This window comes from Kribbella pittospori (genome assembly GCF_004331465.1).
Taxonomy (GTDB): Bacteria; Actinomycetota; Actinomycetes; order Propionibacteriales; family Kribbellaceae; genus Kribbella; species Kribbella pittospori.
The window spans coordinates 32,433-48,740 of record NZ_SJKB01000025.1 but is presented as its reverse complement, the minus strand read 5'-3'; the positions used below and the strand labels follow the sequence as shown (position 1 = coordinate 48,740).

The window sequence follows — 16,308 nt, the reverse complement described above, 5'->3', positions numbered from 1 at the left end:
CGCTGGTTGTGAAAGTTTCAGGACTTCGAGGGAGCAGCCGGCATCCGTGCCAGCATGTCGATGGCCCGAGGTGCCTCCTCCGGTGTGCAGTAGACGTCGAACCGGGTCGCCACCGTCAGCCCGACGGCCGAGAAATCACGCTGCCCGAAGGTGAGCAGGTGTGCGAGCCAGCCCCAGATCGCACCGAACACCGCACCGGCCAGCAGACACCACCCGATGATGACGAGGACGGCGGTGCCGGATTCGGCGAACAGCGCCAGAAGCAGGCCGACGAGCGCGCCGAACCACGCTCCGGTGCCGGCGCCAGTCAGTGCCGCCTTCCAACTGGTCATCCGGCCGAGGACCCGTTCGACCTGCCGGAGGTCTGATCCGACGATGGTCAAGTGCTCGACCGGGAAGCCGTTGTCGGACAGGTAGTCGACCGCGCGCTGGGCGTCCGCGTAGTTGTCGTACGTCGCGATCGGCCTGCCGATGCCGAGGTCGGTCGGTTTGTGCGGGATGGTCATGAAATTTCCCTCTCCCTGGATCGGAACCACCAGAGCGACCGCGTACGCCGGGACTCGGCGTCCGCGCGTCATCACCAACCTGGCTCGCGACGGTGCCCCCCGCATCCCCGGATCTGGTGGTTATCCGGCCGGATCGTGGATCACGACCATGCGCGTCAGCTCGACCCGGGAGCCGATGTCGAGCTTGCGGAACGCGTGCCGCAGATGGGACTCGACAGTGTGCCGCGACAACTCCAACCGATCCGCGATCTGCTGGTTCGTCAATCCCTCCGACGCCAGCCGTGCGACGCGCAACTCAGCCGCCGTCAGGCTTCCCCACCCGAACGACGGCCGCTCAGGCGAACACTCGGCGATGTCGTTGTAGGCCAGCTGTTGCCCTCTCTCCACCAGGACACCGATGGCCATCGCCTCATGGACCGACGGCAGGAGTTCTGCGACTGTCCGATGCATCATCAGCGCGGCGTACTGGACGTCGAAAGCCCTGAGAACCGATGCGATCTCGACGAGTTGCCGGGTCAAGGGCCGGGCCGACGCCAGCTGCCGGCTACGTGGCCGATCCGGGGGCGGCGAGCCCGAGCTACCCGACATGTCGGCTCTCCTGATCCGCGACCGTCCGGCCCGGGTGTTCGCCCTGCCGATCGCGTTCGAGGGCGATCCGGGTCAGCTCGACCCGGGTGTCGATGCCGAGCTTGCGATAGATCTTGCGCAGGTGGAACGAGACGGTGTGCGGCGACAGGAACAGCTGCTCCGCCGCCTCGCGATTCGTCGCACCCTCCGCCACCAGCTCGACGACGCTCCGCTCGGACGCCGACAGCAGCTCCCATCCGGTGTCCTGACCGCCGCTCCGCAACACTCCGGTCCGGTGCGGGGAATCGTCGCGCAAGGCAGAGCGAATCGAGCACGGAACCTGGCACAACACCGACTGGCGGACCAGCTCGTGGCGGAAGGTCAGGACCCCGTGCAGACCGATGCGCAAGAGCTCGTACCTGACCAGCTCTTCGAGTGGAGCCAGCAGACGGGCAGGCGAGCCGCCGAACAGAGCTGCCAGTGTGTCCACCGTAAAAGTGCGTTCGAGGCAGGACGCCACCTCGAGCAGGTTGCGTGCGGCCGGACTGAGAGCCCGCACCCAACCGTCGATGACCCCGTTCGTACGCCGGGGCAGCTGCCGGTGGACCAACTGCACCCGTCCCTGAACGACAGCCACCAGCCCTTCGTCCCACAGACCCTCGAACAACGACACCAGCAGCAACGGATTCCCCCCGGCGTCTTCGGCGAGAGACAACAGCTCGTGGCCGGGCCGACCGTGAAGTATGTCCTCGGCGAGGTCGGCCACCGCGTCGGCCGGAAGCGAACCAAGACCAAGTTGAACGATGTCCGACGGCAGCCAACCGCCCAAGCCGAGCGAGACGTTGCGGCGGACCACCATGCACACGACCGGGCTGGACGCCAACCGAGTGGGCAGCGCAGACAGCGTCGTACCAACGGCCTCGTCCGAACCTGGCATGTCGTCCAGCAAGATCAGACACGGCTCCCGGATGCTGTGGTCGTCCGGCGCCGCGCCGGCGAGATCCTCAGCGCCGGCTCGCGCCACGACGAACCCACGGCCGGCCGCCCTGGCCTCCGTCGCGGTCAGCAGCCTGGTCTTTCCGGAGCCGGGCGCACCGTCGACCAGGACGAGGCCGCCTCGCCCCGTGACTGCGGTGTCCAGGACCTCCTGAACCGATCTCAACTCACGCTCTCGGCCCCTGAGCGGCCGGGTCGAGGCGTTCGATTTCGCGATAGCACACATAGGCCAGCTCCACGCGCGACACGTCGTTCTGCCTGGTCGTAAGGACTCTCCCCCGCTCACCGGCAGCGAGCTCGCAGACGGTGCACAGGAAGTCCAGCGGGGATACCCACTCGGACGACCATCAATCCCACGGCCGGCAAGCTTGACCGGCTACCGGACGACTACACGATTGCGGGATGCCGGCGCACGCCAGTCCGGCGAATCTGGATATTCGTGCCGGGTGCACCGGCTCCATCCGCCAGGAGGTGGCTCGTGGGTCTGACCGCCGACCGGACCCACCCAGGTCGCCCCTGGGCCCGGATGTTACTGGCGGGCTTGGCGTTGTGGGCCGCAAGTCTGGTCGTGACTCTGCTGACCGGCAACGCCAATCTCGTCCCCACGCTCATCCTGCTCGGGAGTTTCGTCGTACCGATCACGCTGCTGATGTGGGCTCACCAGCGCTGGCACGATCAGCATCTGACCACTGAGCTGCTCCTCGGTGCGTTCATCGGCGGAGGGGTCCTCGGGGTCCTCGCCGCTTCCCTGCTGGAGGCGTACTTCCTGGACCCGTCGCCGGCCTTGTTCCTCGGGGTCGGCCTGATCGAGGAAGCGGCCAAGCTCGGCGCGCTGATCCTGATCACCAGGAAGCTCCCGCACCGGCACGCCCGCGACGGTTTCGTCCTCGGTGCCGCGGTCGGGCTCGGCTTCGCCGCCTTCGAGACCGCGGGCTACGCGTTCAACGCCCTGCTCACCGTGCAGGGCCTGTCGTTGAGCGCCCTCGTCCAGACCGAACTGGTCCGCGGCATCCTGACACCGTTCGGGCATGGACTGTGGACGGCGATCCTCGGCGGTGTGCTCTTCTACTACGCCCGCGACGGGCGATACCGCTACACCGCTCCTGTCGTACTGACCTACCTGCTGGTCTCGGTCATCCACGCTCTCTGGGACTACTCGCACAGCATCGCGCTCGCCCTGACCTTCCTGTTCACCGGGACGCGGTGGCAGTACGAGCTGCTGTCCCGCGGTTACCTGCCGCAGCCCACTGAGGAGCAGACGCATGTCTTCACCCTGCTGAGTCTCCTCTCACTCGCGGTCGTCGCGCTCCTGGGACTGATCACGCTCCGCGTCGCCTGGCGCCGCACGGGCGCAAACAAGCCCTCAGGAGGCCCGCAGGACTCCCCGGGCCCGAGCACAGTGCGCGCCGCAGGACCACGCAGGAACTCCTCTGCCTGACATTTCGCAGCGGGTGCGACTTGTCCAGTTCGTTCGCAGAGCTACCGCTCTACGCAGTCGCGGGATGCGCCTCGCGGGTGTTCCTGACGAGACTCGGAAGCGGTGGCGACCGCTGCCAAGGCAGCAGTCCTCCAGCCGGTCGCCGTCGGATCCGTGGCCCGCGCTGGAGGAGACAGGAGCGCATCATGATTGCCCGGATCAGGCCCTGGGAGGCGCCGCTGCGACTCGGCGCGGGCGCCTTCATCATCGACTCCGGACTGCGCAAACTCCGCGCGGATCCGTCGACGGCCGCACAAACGCACGGTTTCGCGGCAGGCGCCTACCCGATGCTGCAGAAGGTCGACTCCCGGCGGTTCGTCCGAGCGCTTGCCACAGGGGAGCTGGCCCTCGGCGCCGCACTGCTGTCGCCGGTGGTCCCCGCGGCGCTGGCTGGAGCCGGCCTGACCGCCTTCTCCGCGGGCCTCCTGGGGCTCTACCTCCGGACGCCGGGGATGCACAAGGAAGGCAGCCTGCGGCCGACCGAACAGGGCTTGCCGATCGCCAAGGACGTCTGGTTGTTCGGGATCGGACTGGCCTTCCTCATCGGCGACCTGACCGATCGGAAGGACTCCGCATGACGGTGATGGGCGTCAGCAGGTTCGAGCGGTTCTTCCGTCTCGCAGCGAGCCTGAACGTGGACAAGGACGACCTCAAACGCCACAGCGACTTCGTCTCCGAGAAGCTGTACGACCTCCTCATCGCCGGGCAGGCCACCGCCAGCGCGAACCGTCGCGACATCCTGCAACCACAGGATCTGCCCATCACCAAAGGTCTGCAAGAGAGCATCCACGCCTTCCGGAAGCTCGACGAGGACGTCGAGCTGGAACCAATACTGGCGCAGCTGGCCACCTGGCCGCCGCTCGACGTGACACTCAGCGAGGAGACCGAAGCCCGGTTGCCGGAGGTTGTCGGAGGATTGAGCTTCGCACTCGCCCGGACGATGAAGATCATCGATCCCGACGTGAAGAACCCCCAGACGGTGCACTGGGAGCGCGCGTTCCGGATCTTCGGCCTGTTGCTGTAAGCGAGACTGCGCGGACGCGGGATGCGTCGTACCGTCTCGCGTCGAATGCTTGCGGTACAGGCCCGGCAACCCGCCAGGCCAACACACACGAAGGGACGGAAACGATGGCACTGCCCGTACGAAGTGCCAGGAGCGACATTGCCCGGTGGGACCCGGCCAACGAGTTCGAGCGGCTCACCCAGCAGATGTCCCGGCTGTTCGACGACCAGTGGGCCGAAGTCCCGTCCATGCTCCGCGACGGCTTCACCCCCCTCGCCGACCTGGAGGAGACCGACGACGGCTACGTGCTCGAGGTCGAGTTGCCTGGCGTGAAAAAGAAGAACATCAACATCGAACTCGACGGCCGTCGCCTCGTCATCAGCGGCGAGCGCCCCGAAGATGAAGGGCGCAAGGGATGGCTGCGACGCCAGACCCGCTCCTGGGGGCGCTTCCACTACGAGTTGGTGCTGCCCGACAACGTCAAGCAGGACGGTGTCGAGGCGACGCTGAACGACGGCGTCCTGCGCGTGACCGTCCCGAAAGGCTCCGCCGGTCAACGCCGCCAGATCGAGGTGAAGTAGTTCGCGATCGGCGAGTAGGACCGCAGAGAGGAGGCATCTTCGACACTCCAGACGATGACATCCCGGAAGGACACTCGGTAGCCCGGCCCGCGACTGTGCTCGTCCGCCCACACCGGACGCGCAGGCCGGGCAACCGACCGCCGGAATCAGGCCTTGCTCGACTGCTCGGCCGCGAACATCCAGCGATGCTTCTCGAGGCCCGCGGTCACACTGATGACAAGGTCCTGGCTGACGAGGTCAAGCGCGCCGAGGCGGTCGATCCGCGTGCGGTTGCTCTCGACGACCAGGTTCAGGCGCTCGACCATGTGCGGCACCGCCGTCAGACTGTCGACGAAGCCATCTGGGAACGCAGTGAACGGCGTCATCTTCGCCAGCGTCTCCAGACGCCCGTCGGCGGCAAGGCCGATGGTCGACAGACGCTCGGCGACGTCATCGGACCAGTTCCGGACATCGTCGGCAAGCTCGTCGAGCTGTAGGTGCAGTGGCCGGAACCACAGGCCGCTGACATTCCAGTGAGCCTGCTTCGCGGTGAGCGCGAGATCGATCAGTTCGATGAGCAGCGGTTCGAGTTCCTTTCCGACAGCGTTTCGGTCCATAGCTCTCTCCTGCCTCAGAATTGCGCCGGTATGTCTCAGTCATCGTGGCGAGCTATCACTGGCCGTGGCATCCCGCGTCTGTGTAGACGCGAGGTCGGTGCGTCGAACGGCGGCCCGAAACTACGTGATCGGGGGACGCGCGCCCGCGTCGCAGCGGTGACCGTGGAGGTCCAAGCGCGTCACAGAACAGCATGTCGTCTTCAGTAGGAGGAGGCGCGCCATGGCACACCGGTCAGCGCCGAACGGAAACGTGCAGGTGCCGCTATGACGGGGGCCCGGAGCCCCGGGCTCGGGCCCGTACCGATCCGGACCACAGTCCCGGCCCGGCTAGACCGCCTGCCGTGGAGTCCGTTCCATTGGCGCGTGGTCGTCGCGCTGGGCATCACCTGGGTGCTGGACGGCGTGGAGATCACGATCGCCGGCACCATCGCAGATCGGCTGCGAGACCAGGACACACTGGGGTTGACGTCATCCCAGGTAGGACTCGGCGCGAGCCTCTATCTGTTCGGAGAGGTGCTCGGTGCGCTCTTCTTCGGCCGGCTGACCGACAAGCTCGGCCGGCGGAAGCTGTTCTTGCTGACCCTCGGCGTGTACCTGCTCGGCAACGCGCTCACGGCGGTCTCGCTGAACTTCCCGTTCTTCGCAGTGACCCGGGTGATCGCCGGCGCCGGCATCGGCGGTGAGTACGCCGCGATCAACTCGGCCATCGACGAGCTCATCCCGGCGAACTACCGCGGTCGCACGGACCTGGCCGTCAACGGAACGTACTGGCTGGGCGCGATGATCGGGGCGAGCGCGAACTTCCTGTTCCTCGATCCGGACATCCTCGACGTCAACGTGGGGTGGCGCCTCGCGCTGCTCATCGGGCCGCTCGTCGGCGTCCTGATCTGGCCGCTGCGGCGGCACATTCCGGAGAGCCCGAGATGGCTGCTCACCCACGGACGTGCCGACGAGGCGGAGCAGATCGTCGCCACGTTGGAACGTGACCTTGCGGCGAAGGGCATCGACGTACAACCGGTCGGGGACGACCGCTCCATCGAGCTCAGCCCGCGCGGTCTGGTGTCGTATCGCGAACTCGCCCGGGTGACCCTGCGAGACTATCGCCGACGTTCGCTGGTCGGGGTCACGCTGATGTCGACGCAGGCCTTCCTCTACAACGCGATCTTCTTCACGTACGCCCTGATCCTTGCCGAGTTCTATGGCATCGCCGACGACAAGGTCGCGTACTTCATCTTCCCGTTCGCTCTTGGGAACCTGCTCGGGCCGATACTGCTCGGCCAGTACTTCGACACGATCGGCCGCCGGATCATGGTCGGCAGCACCTACAGCCTGTCCGGGGTGCTGCTGTTCGTCACCGGCTGGCTCTTCAACCAGGATGCTCTGACCGCCACCACCCAAACGGTGTTGTGGTGTGTCATCTTCTTCGTCGCGTCGGCCGCCGCATCGTCGGCGTACCTCACGGTGAGCGAGATTTTCCCGGTCGAGATCCGGGCACAGGCCATCGCCTTCTTCTTCGCCCTGTCGGTGCTCGCCGGCGGAGTGATCGCGCCCTGGCTGTTCGCAACGCTGATCGGGGACGGCAGCGACCGAGGCGCGGTCTTTGCCGGCTACGCCGCCGCCGCGTTGCTCATGGTGATCGGCGGTCTGGTCGAGTTCGTCTGGGGAATCGACGCCGAGCGCCGCTCCCTCGAGGCCGTCGCCACTCCGCTGTCGGTACGCGCTCTGGTCGCCGGTGCCGAGAGCGGTCTCACCGGCGGTCTGACGTCGCACGTTCGCCGCCGGCCGCCGGCCGAGCGGCAGTCGGAGCACCCGCGGCGGACATGACGATCGGCGAGACGAGCGTGGCAGGAGCGCGGGAGTACATCGAGTCGGCGTTGGCCGTGGCCGTCCCGATCACGGTCGCCTTGCTGGTGACCGTCGGGGCTCGAATCCTCGTACGCCGTAGGCAGGCTCGCTCGCCCTCGCCCGTATGGTTCTCGCTGCAACGACGGTGCAGGCGCCCGTTCCGGATCGTCGTCGTCACCACCGCCATCGTGATCGCGCTGCCGGCAGTGGGCCTGCCCGCCACACTGGCAGACATCATCCGCCACGCTCTTGTCCTGGCACTGATCGCCGCCGTCACCTGGCTGCTGATCCAGTTGACCGGCGTGGTCGAGGACGTCGCGTCGTCGCGCCTCGACCTCGCCGTGAGCGACAATCGGCAGTCGCGCAGGATCACGACGCAGATTCTTGTCCTCCGCCGGGTCGCCATCGCCGTGCTGGTCTTCATCGGGATCGCGGCGGGGGCCATGACCATCCCCTGGGCTCGCGCTCTTGGCGCGAGCTTCCTGGTGTCGGCAGGTGTATTGGGCGTCGTGGCCGGCCTGGCCGCACAGACGACCCTGACCAACCTGTTCGCCGGCATACAGATCGCAGTCGCCGATCCGATCCGCATCGACGACGTCGTCGTCGTCCACGACGAGTGGGGCCGCATCGAGGAGATCACCTTGACGTACGTCGTCGTCCGGACCTGGGACAACCGCAGGCTCATCCTGCCGATCTCGTGGTTCACCACGAACGTGTTCCAGAACTGGACCCGGGATGAGGCAAGGGTGCTCGGCAGCATCTTCCTGCACGTCGACTTCCGGGCATCCGTCGAGGACCTCCGCGCCGAGATGTACCGGCTGGTCCAGGGCTCTCCCCTCTGGGACGGCCGGGACTGGGTCCTGCAGGTCGTGGACACCACTCCGACGACGATGGTCGTTCGCGGGCTGGTGAGCTCCGCCGACGCCCCCAGCAACTGGGACCTACGCTGCGACGTGCGCGAGAAGTTGCTGCTCTTCCTGCAGCAGCATCACCCCGACGCCCTGCCGAGGGTCCGCGCCGATGTCTCGCAACGCAACGCGTTCAACACCATGGCACACCTGACACACCGATCAACCGCCGACCAGCGAACCAGGGAGACCTGATGAGTGTGAAGTTGAATGAGCGAGCCTACGCACATGCCAGAGAACTCATTGCCGCGGGCAGGACGGTGCACGACGACAGAGACGACTGGAGCGAGCATCGACCGACCGCAGCCGATGAGAACGCATTCATCGAGCGGCACGGATTCTCGGAGTACCGGAAGTGGTATCTGGGCCTGGACGTTGAGCACGACGAGGACACCAAGGCGAGGTACAAGTTTCCCTACGGCGACTTCACCGACGTCCACCGCTGCGGGGTGATGTCCGCGGAGTCGCGCGCCGGACAGTACAAGTACACCGAGATCGAACTCGCGGCCGCCCACCTGCACGGCATGCTCGAGCAACCCGTCCAGGCGCACCGAGGCCAATCCGAGCAGTGACCTGATCCTCCAGCGTGCCTCCGGCGACCTACTCGAGCAGCCGCCGGGCTTGGGCGGCCATGGTCAGGTCCTCGCGGGCAGGCACGATGTACGCCGTGACCGGTGACTCCGGCGTAGTGATCACGGGCTCCCCTGTCTCGTTGCTCTTGGCATCCAGCACGACTCCCAGCCACGTCAGCCTGCGGCCGGCCGCAGCGCGGACCACAGCCGAATGTTCACCGGTCCCAGTCGGAGATGGAGCGCTCGTGCAGCACCTCGTCGTCCGGCGACAACACCCGCAGCTTCAGGCTCGACGACCCCGCGTTGACGATCAGGAGATCCATCGCCACTCGCGGACCTCCGGCAGATCCTCGCCGTACTTCGTGACGTAGGCGCGGTGCCGGGTCCGCTGGTCGGCGAAGTACTGCCGCGTCGCCACCGCACGCGTCCCCAGCGCCGGAACCCGGTCGATCACGTCCATCGCCAGGTGGTACCGATCGAGGTTGTTCAGCACGACCATGTCGAAGGGCGTGGTCGTCGTACCCTCTTCGATGTAGCCGCGCACATGCAGGTTGTCGTGCCCGTGCCGGCGGTAGGTGAGTCGATGGATCAGCGACGGATAGCCGTGGTAGGCGAAGATTACCGGGGTATCCGTGGTGAACAACGCGTCGAACTCAGCGTCGGTCAGCCCGTGCGGATGCTCACCGGCATCCTGCAGCCGCATCAAGTCGACGACGTTCACCACGCGGATCCGCAACTCGGGCAGGTGTTCGCGCAACAGGCTGACCGCCGCCAGGGTCTCCATCGTCGGTACGTCGCCCGCACAAGCCATCACCACGTCCGGGTCGCCCCGGTCGTTGCTGGCGAACTCCCACACGCCGATCCCGCGCGCACAATGCAGCGCGGCGGACTCCCAGTCCAGCCAGTTCGGCTGCGGTTGTTTGCCAGCGACAACGACGTTGATGTAGTTCCGGGTCCGCAGGCAGTGGTCCATGGTGGACAGCAGCGTGTTCGTGTCCGGAGGCAGGTAGACCCGGACGACCTCCGCCTTCTTGTTCACCACGTGGTCGATGAAGCCGGGATCCTGGTGCGAGAACCCGTTGTGATCCTGCCGCCACACATGCGACGTGAGCAGATAGTTCAGCGACGGAACCGGCCGCCGCCAATCGAGCCGATTGATGGTCTTGAGCCACTTCGCATGCTGGTTCACCATCGAGTCGACGATGTGCACGAACGCCTCGTACGACGAGAACAGCCCGTGCCGGCCGGTGAGGAGGTACCCCTCCAACCAACCCTGGCAGGTGTGCTCGCTGAGAATCTCGAACACCCGACCGTCCGGTGACAGGTGCTCATCGGTCTCCCGTTGGTCCCCGAGCCATGCTTTGTCCGTCGCCTCGTACACCTCGCCCAGCCGGTTCGACTCGGTCTCGTCCGGCCCGAACAGGCGGAAGTTGTCGGCATTCTGACGGAAGACATCCCGAAGGAAGGCACCGAACACCTTCGTCGGCTCGCCGTCCGCGAACCCCGGCGCTTTCACGGGTACGGCGTACTCCTCGACGTCCGGCAGTTCGAGGGCCCGGCTGACCAGCCCGCCGTTGGCGTGCGGGCACGAACCCATCCGCAGCGCCGGCCCGGGCGCCAGCTCGAGCAATGCGTCGACCGGGCGGCCCTGCTCGTCGAACAACTCCTGCGGCCGGTAGCTGCGCAGCCACGACTCCAACTGCCGCAGGTGCTCCTCGTCGGTCCGTACGCCGGTCAGCGGCACCTGATGTGATCGCCAGGTGTCCTCCACCGGTTGACCATCGACGGTGCGCGGTCCGGTCCAGCCTTTGGGCGTCCGCAGCACGATCACTGGCCAAGCAGGCCGGAGCGGATGGCCCGCCGCCGACCGAGCCTCCAGTTGGATCTCCGTGATCCGGTCGAGACATCTGTCCAGAGTGCCCGCGAGCGCCTGATGCACCGTCGCCGGGTCCGACCCCTCGACCAGGAACGGCTCATACCCGTAGCCGCGCAGAAGCGCGGTCAGCTCCTCGTCGTCGATTCGTGCGAGCACGGCGGGGTTGGCGATCTTGTAGCCGTTCAGGTGCAGGATCGGCAGCACCGCGCCGTCCCGCACCGGATCGAGGAACTTGTTGGAATGCCATGACGTCGCGAGCGGTCCGGTCTCGGCTTCACCGTCGCCGACCACGCAGGCCACGACGAGATCCGGGTTGTCGGCGGCGGCGCCGTACGCGTGGCTCAGCGAATAGCCGAGCTCGCCGCCTTCGTTGATGGAACCCGGGACGTCCGCGGCGACGTGACTCGGGACGCCGCCGGGGAACGAGAACTGCTTGAACAGCCGGGCCATGCCGCGTTCGTCCCGCGTTGTGTTCGGGTAGGCCGTGCTCCAGCTGCCCTCGAGCCACGTGTTGGCGACGAGCGCGGGACCGCCGTGTCCGGGTCCGGTCACGAACAGCATCTGCTGCTCGCGCTGCCGGATCACGCGGTTGAGATGTGCGTAGATGAGGTTGAGACCGGGCGTCGTACCCCAGTGGCCGAGCAGCCGCGGCTTGATGTGCTCGGGCCGCAACGGCTCCCGGAGCAGTGGATTGTCCAGGAGATAGATCTGCCCGACAGACAGGTAGTTGGTGGCCCGCCAGTAGGCGTCGAGCCCCTGTAGTTGCTGGTCGGTCAGAGGTTTTGCATGGATGTGCTGCATCGCCTGCTTGTACCCGACGGCGCCAGAATCACGCTCTGGCGGGCCTGGGGGTTACGTGTTCCGTAGGGATTCTCCAGCCGAATGGCGTCACTCCCCCGTACTCGCCCAGGTCTACGCCGAAGATCCCGAACTGGCCGCCTCCCACCCCACACTGCTGCCCACGCTCGTCCGGACCCTCTCCGCACTGGCGGCCGGTCTCCTAACGCTCAGGAACAAGGAGCCGAGGTTACCCACAGTGGCTCATGACCTCGGCTGAGCCACCACTAGCTGCGCCTTTGAGCGACCGGTTCTGCACGGGAGCGTGAACTGATGGACACGGCACACCTTCACGATTGAGCTGCTCGGCTATCGCCTACTTGCCCCTGCCACCGAGACAGAGAGCCAAATTTCGCGGACAGCGTCCATCCCAGCCGCGGTGAGGATCTTTCGATGCCTGCGGGACTCGATCCGCCTCTTCTCGGCGCTCCAGGGCAGCGACCGCGACTGTCCGATGTCGCAGAACTCCTCGACGATCTCCCCACCCAGCGGCTCAACAAACCACGCAGCCTCCCCAGCCCGCCACGCACTCGACGAGTTGTAGCCGAAAGAGCGCCGGCTGTCGTAGGTGTCAGTGGACGAGCCCAACTACGACACACCGACCCAGATCCGACACCGCCTCTACGGGACGGTGGCGGCCAATGCCGTGGCGGCGGAACGCAAGTCGGCGACGAGTTCTGCGCGCCGCTCGATCAGTTCATCGGCCAATCCGGCCAGTGAAAGGGCTCCGGCGAAGACCGGACGCTTGGTACCTCGCAAGAGTGGCACTCCGAGTGCTCCGATCCCGTCGGTCACATCGCCGTCCGAGACAACGAAGCCCTGATCCCGGGTAAGGGCGATGTCCTTGCGGAGCTTGGCCGCCGTGGTCAGCGTACGCCGTGTGTAGGGCTCGAACGGGGCGTTCGCCAGATACGCGTCCCGGTCCTCGAGGCCGAAGGCGAGCGTCACCCGCCCAGCAGCGCCGGCGTACATGGGTAGCGAACGCCCAGGCTTGAGCAGAAGCACGTTGATCGCTTCGCCGCGAGCCCAGTCGATGCAGATAGATCGATCTCCAGCGGGCACGCTCAGAAACACTGTCTGCCGGGTGACCGCGGCAAGTTCATCGAGGAGGGGCTTTGCGCCGCTCCATTCGCTCATGCCCGCTCGCGCGGCGTCCGCGAGGCGCAGCCAGCGCAAGCTGAGCTGGATGCGGGCGTCGGGCAACAGTTCGGCCAGGCCGCCGTCCCGCAGCGCGTCAGCGAGCCTGTAGACGGTGGGGCGCGGCAGGTCGAGCCGTTCGGCGATCTCAGCCGGAGTCAGTGGTCCACGCTCGGCGAGCAGTCCGACGAGGCTGGCAGAACGCTGCAGGATCCCCATCGGGTGCTCGGTGCTCATTCGGCGACCTGCTGTCCCAAAGCGCGGCTTACTTCACGGGCGCCGGCGATGATGAGCTCGACATTGCGGTCCCTCGTCGAGCCCAGGATCTGGGCGCGGAGGCCACTGATCGAGATGGCGGCCTCCAGTTCGCCACGATGGTTGAACACCGGCGCGCCGAGAGCCGCGATGCCGGGAGTGACGTCGCCGTCCGAGACTGCGTAGCCCTCGCGGCGCACCTGCTCGATGTCGGTCTGGATCGCCGCCGCGTCCGGGCGGGGTGGATCCCCCGGGATCCGCACGACCTTGAGCGCCGACCGCTGCTCGCCCAGCGGCAGGAACGCCAGGATGGCACGGGGCGCCGCCCCCGCGTAGAGCGGCAACGAACTGCCCAGTTGCATGGCCAGGGACCGGACGGCTTCACCCTCGAGCCGTTCGAGGCACACGGCTCGGGTATCGCGTCGCACGCACAAGAAGCTGGTCACGCCGATCACCTCGAGCAGATGACGCAGCGACGGTAGAGCAGTTTTCCGGATGTCGAGCCGGTCCTCCAGTTGGCCCCCGACCGTGAGCATCGACAGGCCCAGCCGATAGCTCCCGCGCCGATGGCCACGATCTACCCAGCCGATTCCGATCATGCTCTGCAGCAGGCGATAGACAGAACTGAGTGGCTCACCCATCCGAGCGGCGATCTCGGTGGCAGCAATCTCCTGTCCTTCTTCAAGGATGCTGATCACCGAGTTGACCTTGGCGAACAGAGCGACTCCAGCGACGTCGCGTTCACCGGCCGATTCATCAGCAGCAGGTCGCGCGACACGACGAGAGTGGCCTGAGCTCAACTCCTCGATGAAGCCGGAATTGCTGGTCACAAGCCAGGATTCCTTCCTGTGGATGTGCAGGCCTTGGCGTGAGTGACTGGCCGGCCGCGAGACCCGGTAGGCATACCTGCCAGACAGGCCTCGCGCATATTATCACCCAGCGGACACGCAGCCCGGTACAGGCCAATCCGTCCCGTTGACCTGATGCCAGGTCGAGCGCCGCGCGCCAAGGTTCAGCTGATTCGGTCAGCCGCTTTGAGGAGAGTCTGCGCCGCGAACTGCAGGCCCTCCATCTGTCCGAGCTCGATATCCTCGTGCTCGATGTTGACGGCCATATCGGGGTCCACATCGTTGAGTGCGGCCAGAAAGCCGGACCACCAGTCGACGTCGTGCCCGCGCCCGACCGAGACGAAGTCCCACGAAGCGTTCTCGGGCCAGCCGCTGAAGGTGTACTTGCCGCCGAACGGGACGATGCCGGGAGCATCCGGAGCGACGCGGACGAAGCGGTCATCCAGCACGCCGTTGATCTTGGCTGCCTCGTTGATCCTGGTGTCCTTCGCCGCGGCGTTGAACACCAGGCTGCCCAACGACTTCACGGCGAGCGTGGGATCGATACCTTGCCAGAACAGGTGGCTGGGGTCGAGCTCGGCACCGATGTGCGTGCTGCCGATCTCAGTAGCCAACCGCTCCATCGTGGCTGGGTTGTACACCAGGTTGTGCGGGTGCATCTCGAGTGCGACCTTGACGTCAGCGTCCGCGGCCCGCACCTGGATGTCCTTCCAGTACGGCACCCCGACCTCGGCCCACTGATAATCGCGGGCATCCAACGTGGAGCTCTCCCAGGGCAGGGCGCTCCATGATGGGAGGGTGCCTTCGGCGTTCGTTCCGGGCAGGCCCGACATGGTCACGACCCGCTTGACGCCCAGGAGAGTGCACAGTTCGATCGCGTCGATCACGTCCTGGCCGTGCCGGGAACGAACAGCAGGGTCCGGGTGAAGCGGGTTTCCGTTGCAGTTGAGGGCTGTCAGTTCGATGCCGGCGCTCGAGAAGATCTCCAGATATTCGTCCCTGGCGTCCTGGCTCGACCGGATGGCATCGATGGGCAGGTGATTGGCGGGCACGAAGCCGCCCGAATTGATCTCTGCGCTCTGCAGGCCGAGGTCGCGGATGGCGGCAACCGCCTCTCCGACGGGCTTGTCGTGCAGGATGGCCGTGTAGACGCCGAGCTTCATTGTGATGGGTCCTTTCCTTGCGTGCAGAGGAATTCGTGCCGGAAGGCGTATCGAGTCCGTTCACATCCGAGAACGTCGCCGCACGGTCAGTTCTCGATGTCACTGGTCGTAGAGCGCCGGCTTCTCGACGAGCTTCACCGAGGTTCTGGTACCGGTGCGCAGGGCCTCCAGAGCTGTGTTCGCCACAACGGCAGCTGCGTATCCGTCCCAGGTCGTCGGGCCTGCCGGCACCCCCGACCCGGCGATGGCGTCGATCCACTCCTGGAACTCGACGTCGTAGGCGCGGCTGAACCGCTCGCGCCAGTCGGCCGCCACCGGCGAGGTCGTGCCGCCGGCCAGCCGTACGACGACCGCGTCCTGGTCCCCGAGTGCAGCGGTGCCGTCCTCCCCGACGACAGTCCCCTGGATGTCGTAGCCGTAGCGGATGTTCATCGAGATCTCGACATCGACGATCGCGCCGCTGTCCATCTCCAGGATCAGCATCACCGGATCCTGCAGATCACCCCCATGCCGGTTCCGCTTGGGGACCAGCACCGACGTGGTGGTGATCTCCTCTCCCAGGAGCCACCGCAGAATGTCGAACTCGTGGACCGCAGCGTCGGTGATCAAGGATTCCGACTGAAAGTACCCAGGAACCGTCGGGTTCCGATGAACGCAGTGGACGATCAGCGGCGCGCCGATCGATCCTGCGTCGACGACGTCCTTCAGCGCCCGATAGGCCCGGTCGTAGCGGCGCATGAACCCGACTTGCACCAAGCGACGCCCGGCCGACACTTCGGCCTCGATCATGCGCTCGCAGGCCTCTGGGGTCTCAGCCAGTGGCTTCTCGCAGAAGACCGGCTTGCCTGCAGCAATGGAGGCCAGCACATACTCCTCATGCGTCGGGCCCCAGGAGCAGACGGCTACCGCGTCAACCTCGGGATCCGAGATCAGTTCCTGGCCCGTGAGGTGCACGGTAGCGACGTCGTACTTCGCAGCCGCCGCACGTGCTCGGTCCAGGTCGACGTCGGTCACCGCGACGACCTCGGCGCCGGCGACGACCTGGGTGAGCCGGCGGAGGTGGTCCTCACCAATCGTGCCAACCCCGATCACACCTACTCGGACAGTCATTCACTCACTCCTCGTCAGATTCTTCGTCGAC

General features: G+C 66.4%; 17 protein-coding genes. 7 read left to right on the top strand and 10 right to left on the bottom strand.

What is annotated here, in order from left to right:
* Positions 1 to 17: 17 nt before the first annotated feature.
* From E0H73_RS41785 to E0H73_RS41775, 3 genes are all read right to left on the bottom strand, one after another.
* Positions 18 to 506: a YflT domain-containing protein gene (locus E0H73_RS41785; protein ID WP_131366194.1), complete on the bottom strand. Its 489-nt coding sequence runs from the start codon at positions 504 to 506 to the stop codon at positions 18 to 20.
* Between the two features lie 120 nt (positions 507 to 626).
* Positions 627 to 1,094 carry a helix-turn-helix transcriptional regulator gene (locus E0H73_RS41780; RefSeq protein WP_131366192.1) on the bottom strand — a complete coding sequence of 156 codons (468 nt, stop codon included), beginning with the start codon at positions 1,092 to 1,094 and terminating at the stop codon, positions 627 to 629.
* On the bottom strand, positions 1,084 to 2,295 hold the full coding sequence (locus E0H73_RS41775) for a helix-turn-helix transcriptional regulator (protein ID WP_131366190.1): 1,212 nt from the start codon (positions 2,293 to 2,295) through the stop codon (positions 1,084 to 1,086). The genes E0H73_RS41780 and E0H73_RS41775 overlap by 11 nt, the downstream gene beginning before the upstream one ends.
* Positions 2,296 to 2,547: 252 nt before the next feature.
* Between E0H73_RS41775 and E0H73_RS41770 the strand changes: the two genes are divergently transcribed.
* The 4 genes from E0H73_RS41770 (at position 2,548) to E0H73_RS41755 (ending at position 5,130) form a co-directional block, all read left to right on the top strand.
* A complete protein-coding gene (locus tag E0H73_RS41770; protein ID WP_202867851.1) occupies positions 2,548 to 3,507 on the top strand; it encodes a PrsW family intramembrane metalloprotease in 960 nt (319 codons plus the stop codon).
* A 185-nt stretch (positions 3,508 to 3,692) separates the two neighbouring features.
* Positions 3,693 to 4,124 (top strand): hypothetical protein, encoded by a 432-nt coding sequence (locus tag E0H73_RS41765; RefSeq protein WP_131366188.1) that lies wholly within the window; start codon positions 3,693 to 3,695, stop codon positions 4,122 to 4,124.
* The gene (locus tag E0H73_RS41760; protein ID WP_131366186.1) at positions 4,121 to 4,570 is read left to right on the top strand and encodes a DUF1931 family protein; all 450 of its coding nucleotides are present in this window, start codon (positions 4,121 to 4,123) and stop codon (positions 4,568 to 4,570) included. The genes E0H73_RS41765 and E0H73_RS41760 overlap by 4 nt, the downstream gene beginning before the upstream one ends.
* Positions 4,571 to 4,674: 104 nt before the next feature.
* Positions 4,675 to 5,130, top strand: a complete 456-nt coding sequence (locus tag E0H73_RS41755; RefSeq protein ID WP_131366184.1) for an Hsp20/alpha crystallin family protein — start codon at positions 4,675 to 4,677, stop codon at positions 5,128 to 5,130.
* A 146-nt stretch (positions 5,131 to 5,276) separates the two neighbouring features.
* Here E0H73_RS41755 and E0H73_RS41750 read toward each other — a convergent pair whose 3' ends face one another.
* Complete coding sequence (locus E0H73_RS41750; protein ID WP_131366182.1) at positions 5,277 to 5,726, bottom strand: Dps family protein; 450 nt, start codon at positions 5,724 to 5,726, stop codon at positions 5,277 to 5,279.
* A gap of 264 nt (positions 5,727 to 5,990) precedes the next feature.
* On the opposite strand from E0H73_RS41750, the gene E0H73_RS41745 reads away from it, so the two are divergent.
* The 3 genes from E0H73_RS41745 to E0H73_RS41735 are packed head-to-tail and all read left to right on the top strand — an operon-like array spanning position 5,991 to position 9,051.
* Positions 5,991 to 7,550, top strand: a complete 1,560-nt coding sequence (locus tag E0H73_RS41745; protein ID WP_131366180.1) for an MFS transporter — start codon at positions 5,991 to 5,993, stop codon at positions 7,548 to 7,550.
* Positions 7,547 to 8,674 (top strand): mechanosensitive ion channel family protein, encoded by a 1,128-nt coding sequence (locus E0H73_RS41740; protein WP_131366178.1) that lies wholly within the window; start codon positions 7,547 to 7,549, stop codon positions 8,672 to 8,674. Before E0H73_RS41745 ends, E0H73_RS41740 begins: the two co-directional genes overlap by 4 nt.
* Positions 8,674 to 9,051: a hypothetical protein gene (locus tag E0H73_RS41735; RefSeq protein WP_131366176.1), complete on the top strand. Its 378-nt coding sequence runs from the start codon at positions 8,674 to 8,676 to the stop codon at positions 9,049 to 9,051. Before E0H73_RS41740 ends, E0H73_RS41735 begins: the two co-directional genes overlap by 1 nt.
* Before the next feature lie 28 nt (positions 9,052 to 9,079).
* Here the strand turns inward: E0H73_RS41735 and E0H73_RS41730 are convergent, their stop codons facing one another.
* The 6 genes from E0H73_RS41730 to E0H73_RS41695 all read right to left on the bottom strand — a co-directional run bounded on the left by E0H73_RS41730 (position 9,080) and on the right by E0H73_RS41695 (position 16,277).
* Positions 9,080 to 9,256, bottom strand: coding sequence for a hypothetical protein (locus tag E0H73_RS41730; protein WP_131366174.1), 177 nt, complete (start codon positions 9,254 to 9,256; stop codon positions 9,080 to 9,082).
* Between the two features lie 105 nt (positions 9,257 to 9,361).
* Positions 9,362 to 11,728 carry a phosphoketolase family protein gene (locus tag E0H73_RS41725; RefSeq protein WP_131366172.1) on the bottom strand — a complete coding sequence of 789 codons (2,367 nt, stop codon included), beginning with the start codon at positions 11,726 to 11,728 and terminating at the stop codon, positions 9,362 to 9,364.
* 657 nt (positions 11,729 to 12,385) lie between these two features.
* Complete coding sequence (locus tag E0H73_RS41710) at positions 12,386 to 13,138, bottom strand: IclR family transcriptional regulator (protein WP_131366166.1); 753 nt, start codon at positions 13,136 to 13,138, stop codon at positions 12,386 to 12,388.
* Positions 13,135 to 13,986 (bottom strand): IclR family transcriptional regulator, encoded by an 852-nt coding sequence (locus E0H73_RS41705; protein ID WP_238164615.1) that lies wholly within the window; start codon positions 13,984 to 13,986, stop codon positions 13,135 to 13,137. The genes E0H73_RS41710 and E0H73_RS41705 overlap by 4 nt, the downstream gene beginning before the upstream one ends.
* A gap of 182 nt (positions 13,987 to 14,168) precedes the next feature.
* The gene (locus E0H73_RS41700) at positions 14,169 to 15,167 is read right to left on the bottom strand and encodes a sugar phosphate isomerase/epimerase family protein (protein WP_131366164.1); all 999 of its coding nucleotides are present in this window, start codon (positions 15,165 to 15,167) and stop codon (positions 14,169 to 14,171) included.
* Positions 15,168 to 15,266: 99 nt separating this feature from the next.
* A complete protein-coding gene (locus E0H73_RS41695; RefSeq protein WP_131366162.1) occupies positions 15,267 to 16,277 on the bottom strand; it encodes a Gfo/Idh/MocA family oxidoreductase in 1,011 nt (336 codons plus the stop codon).
* Positions 16,278 to 16,308 lie beyond the last annotated feature (31 nt).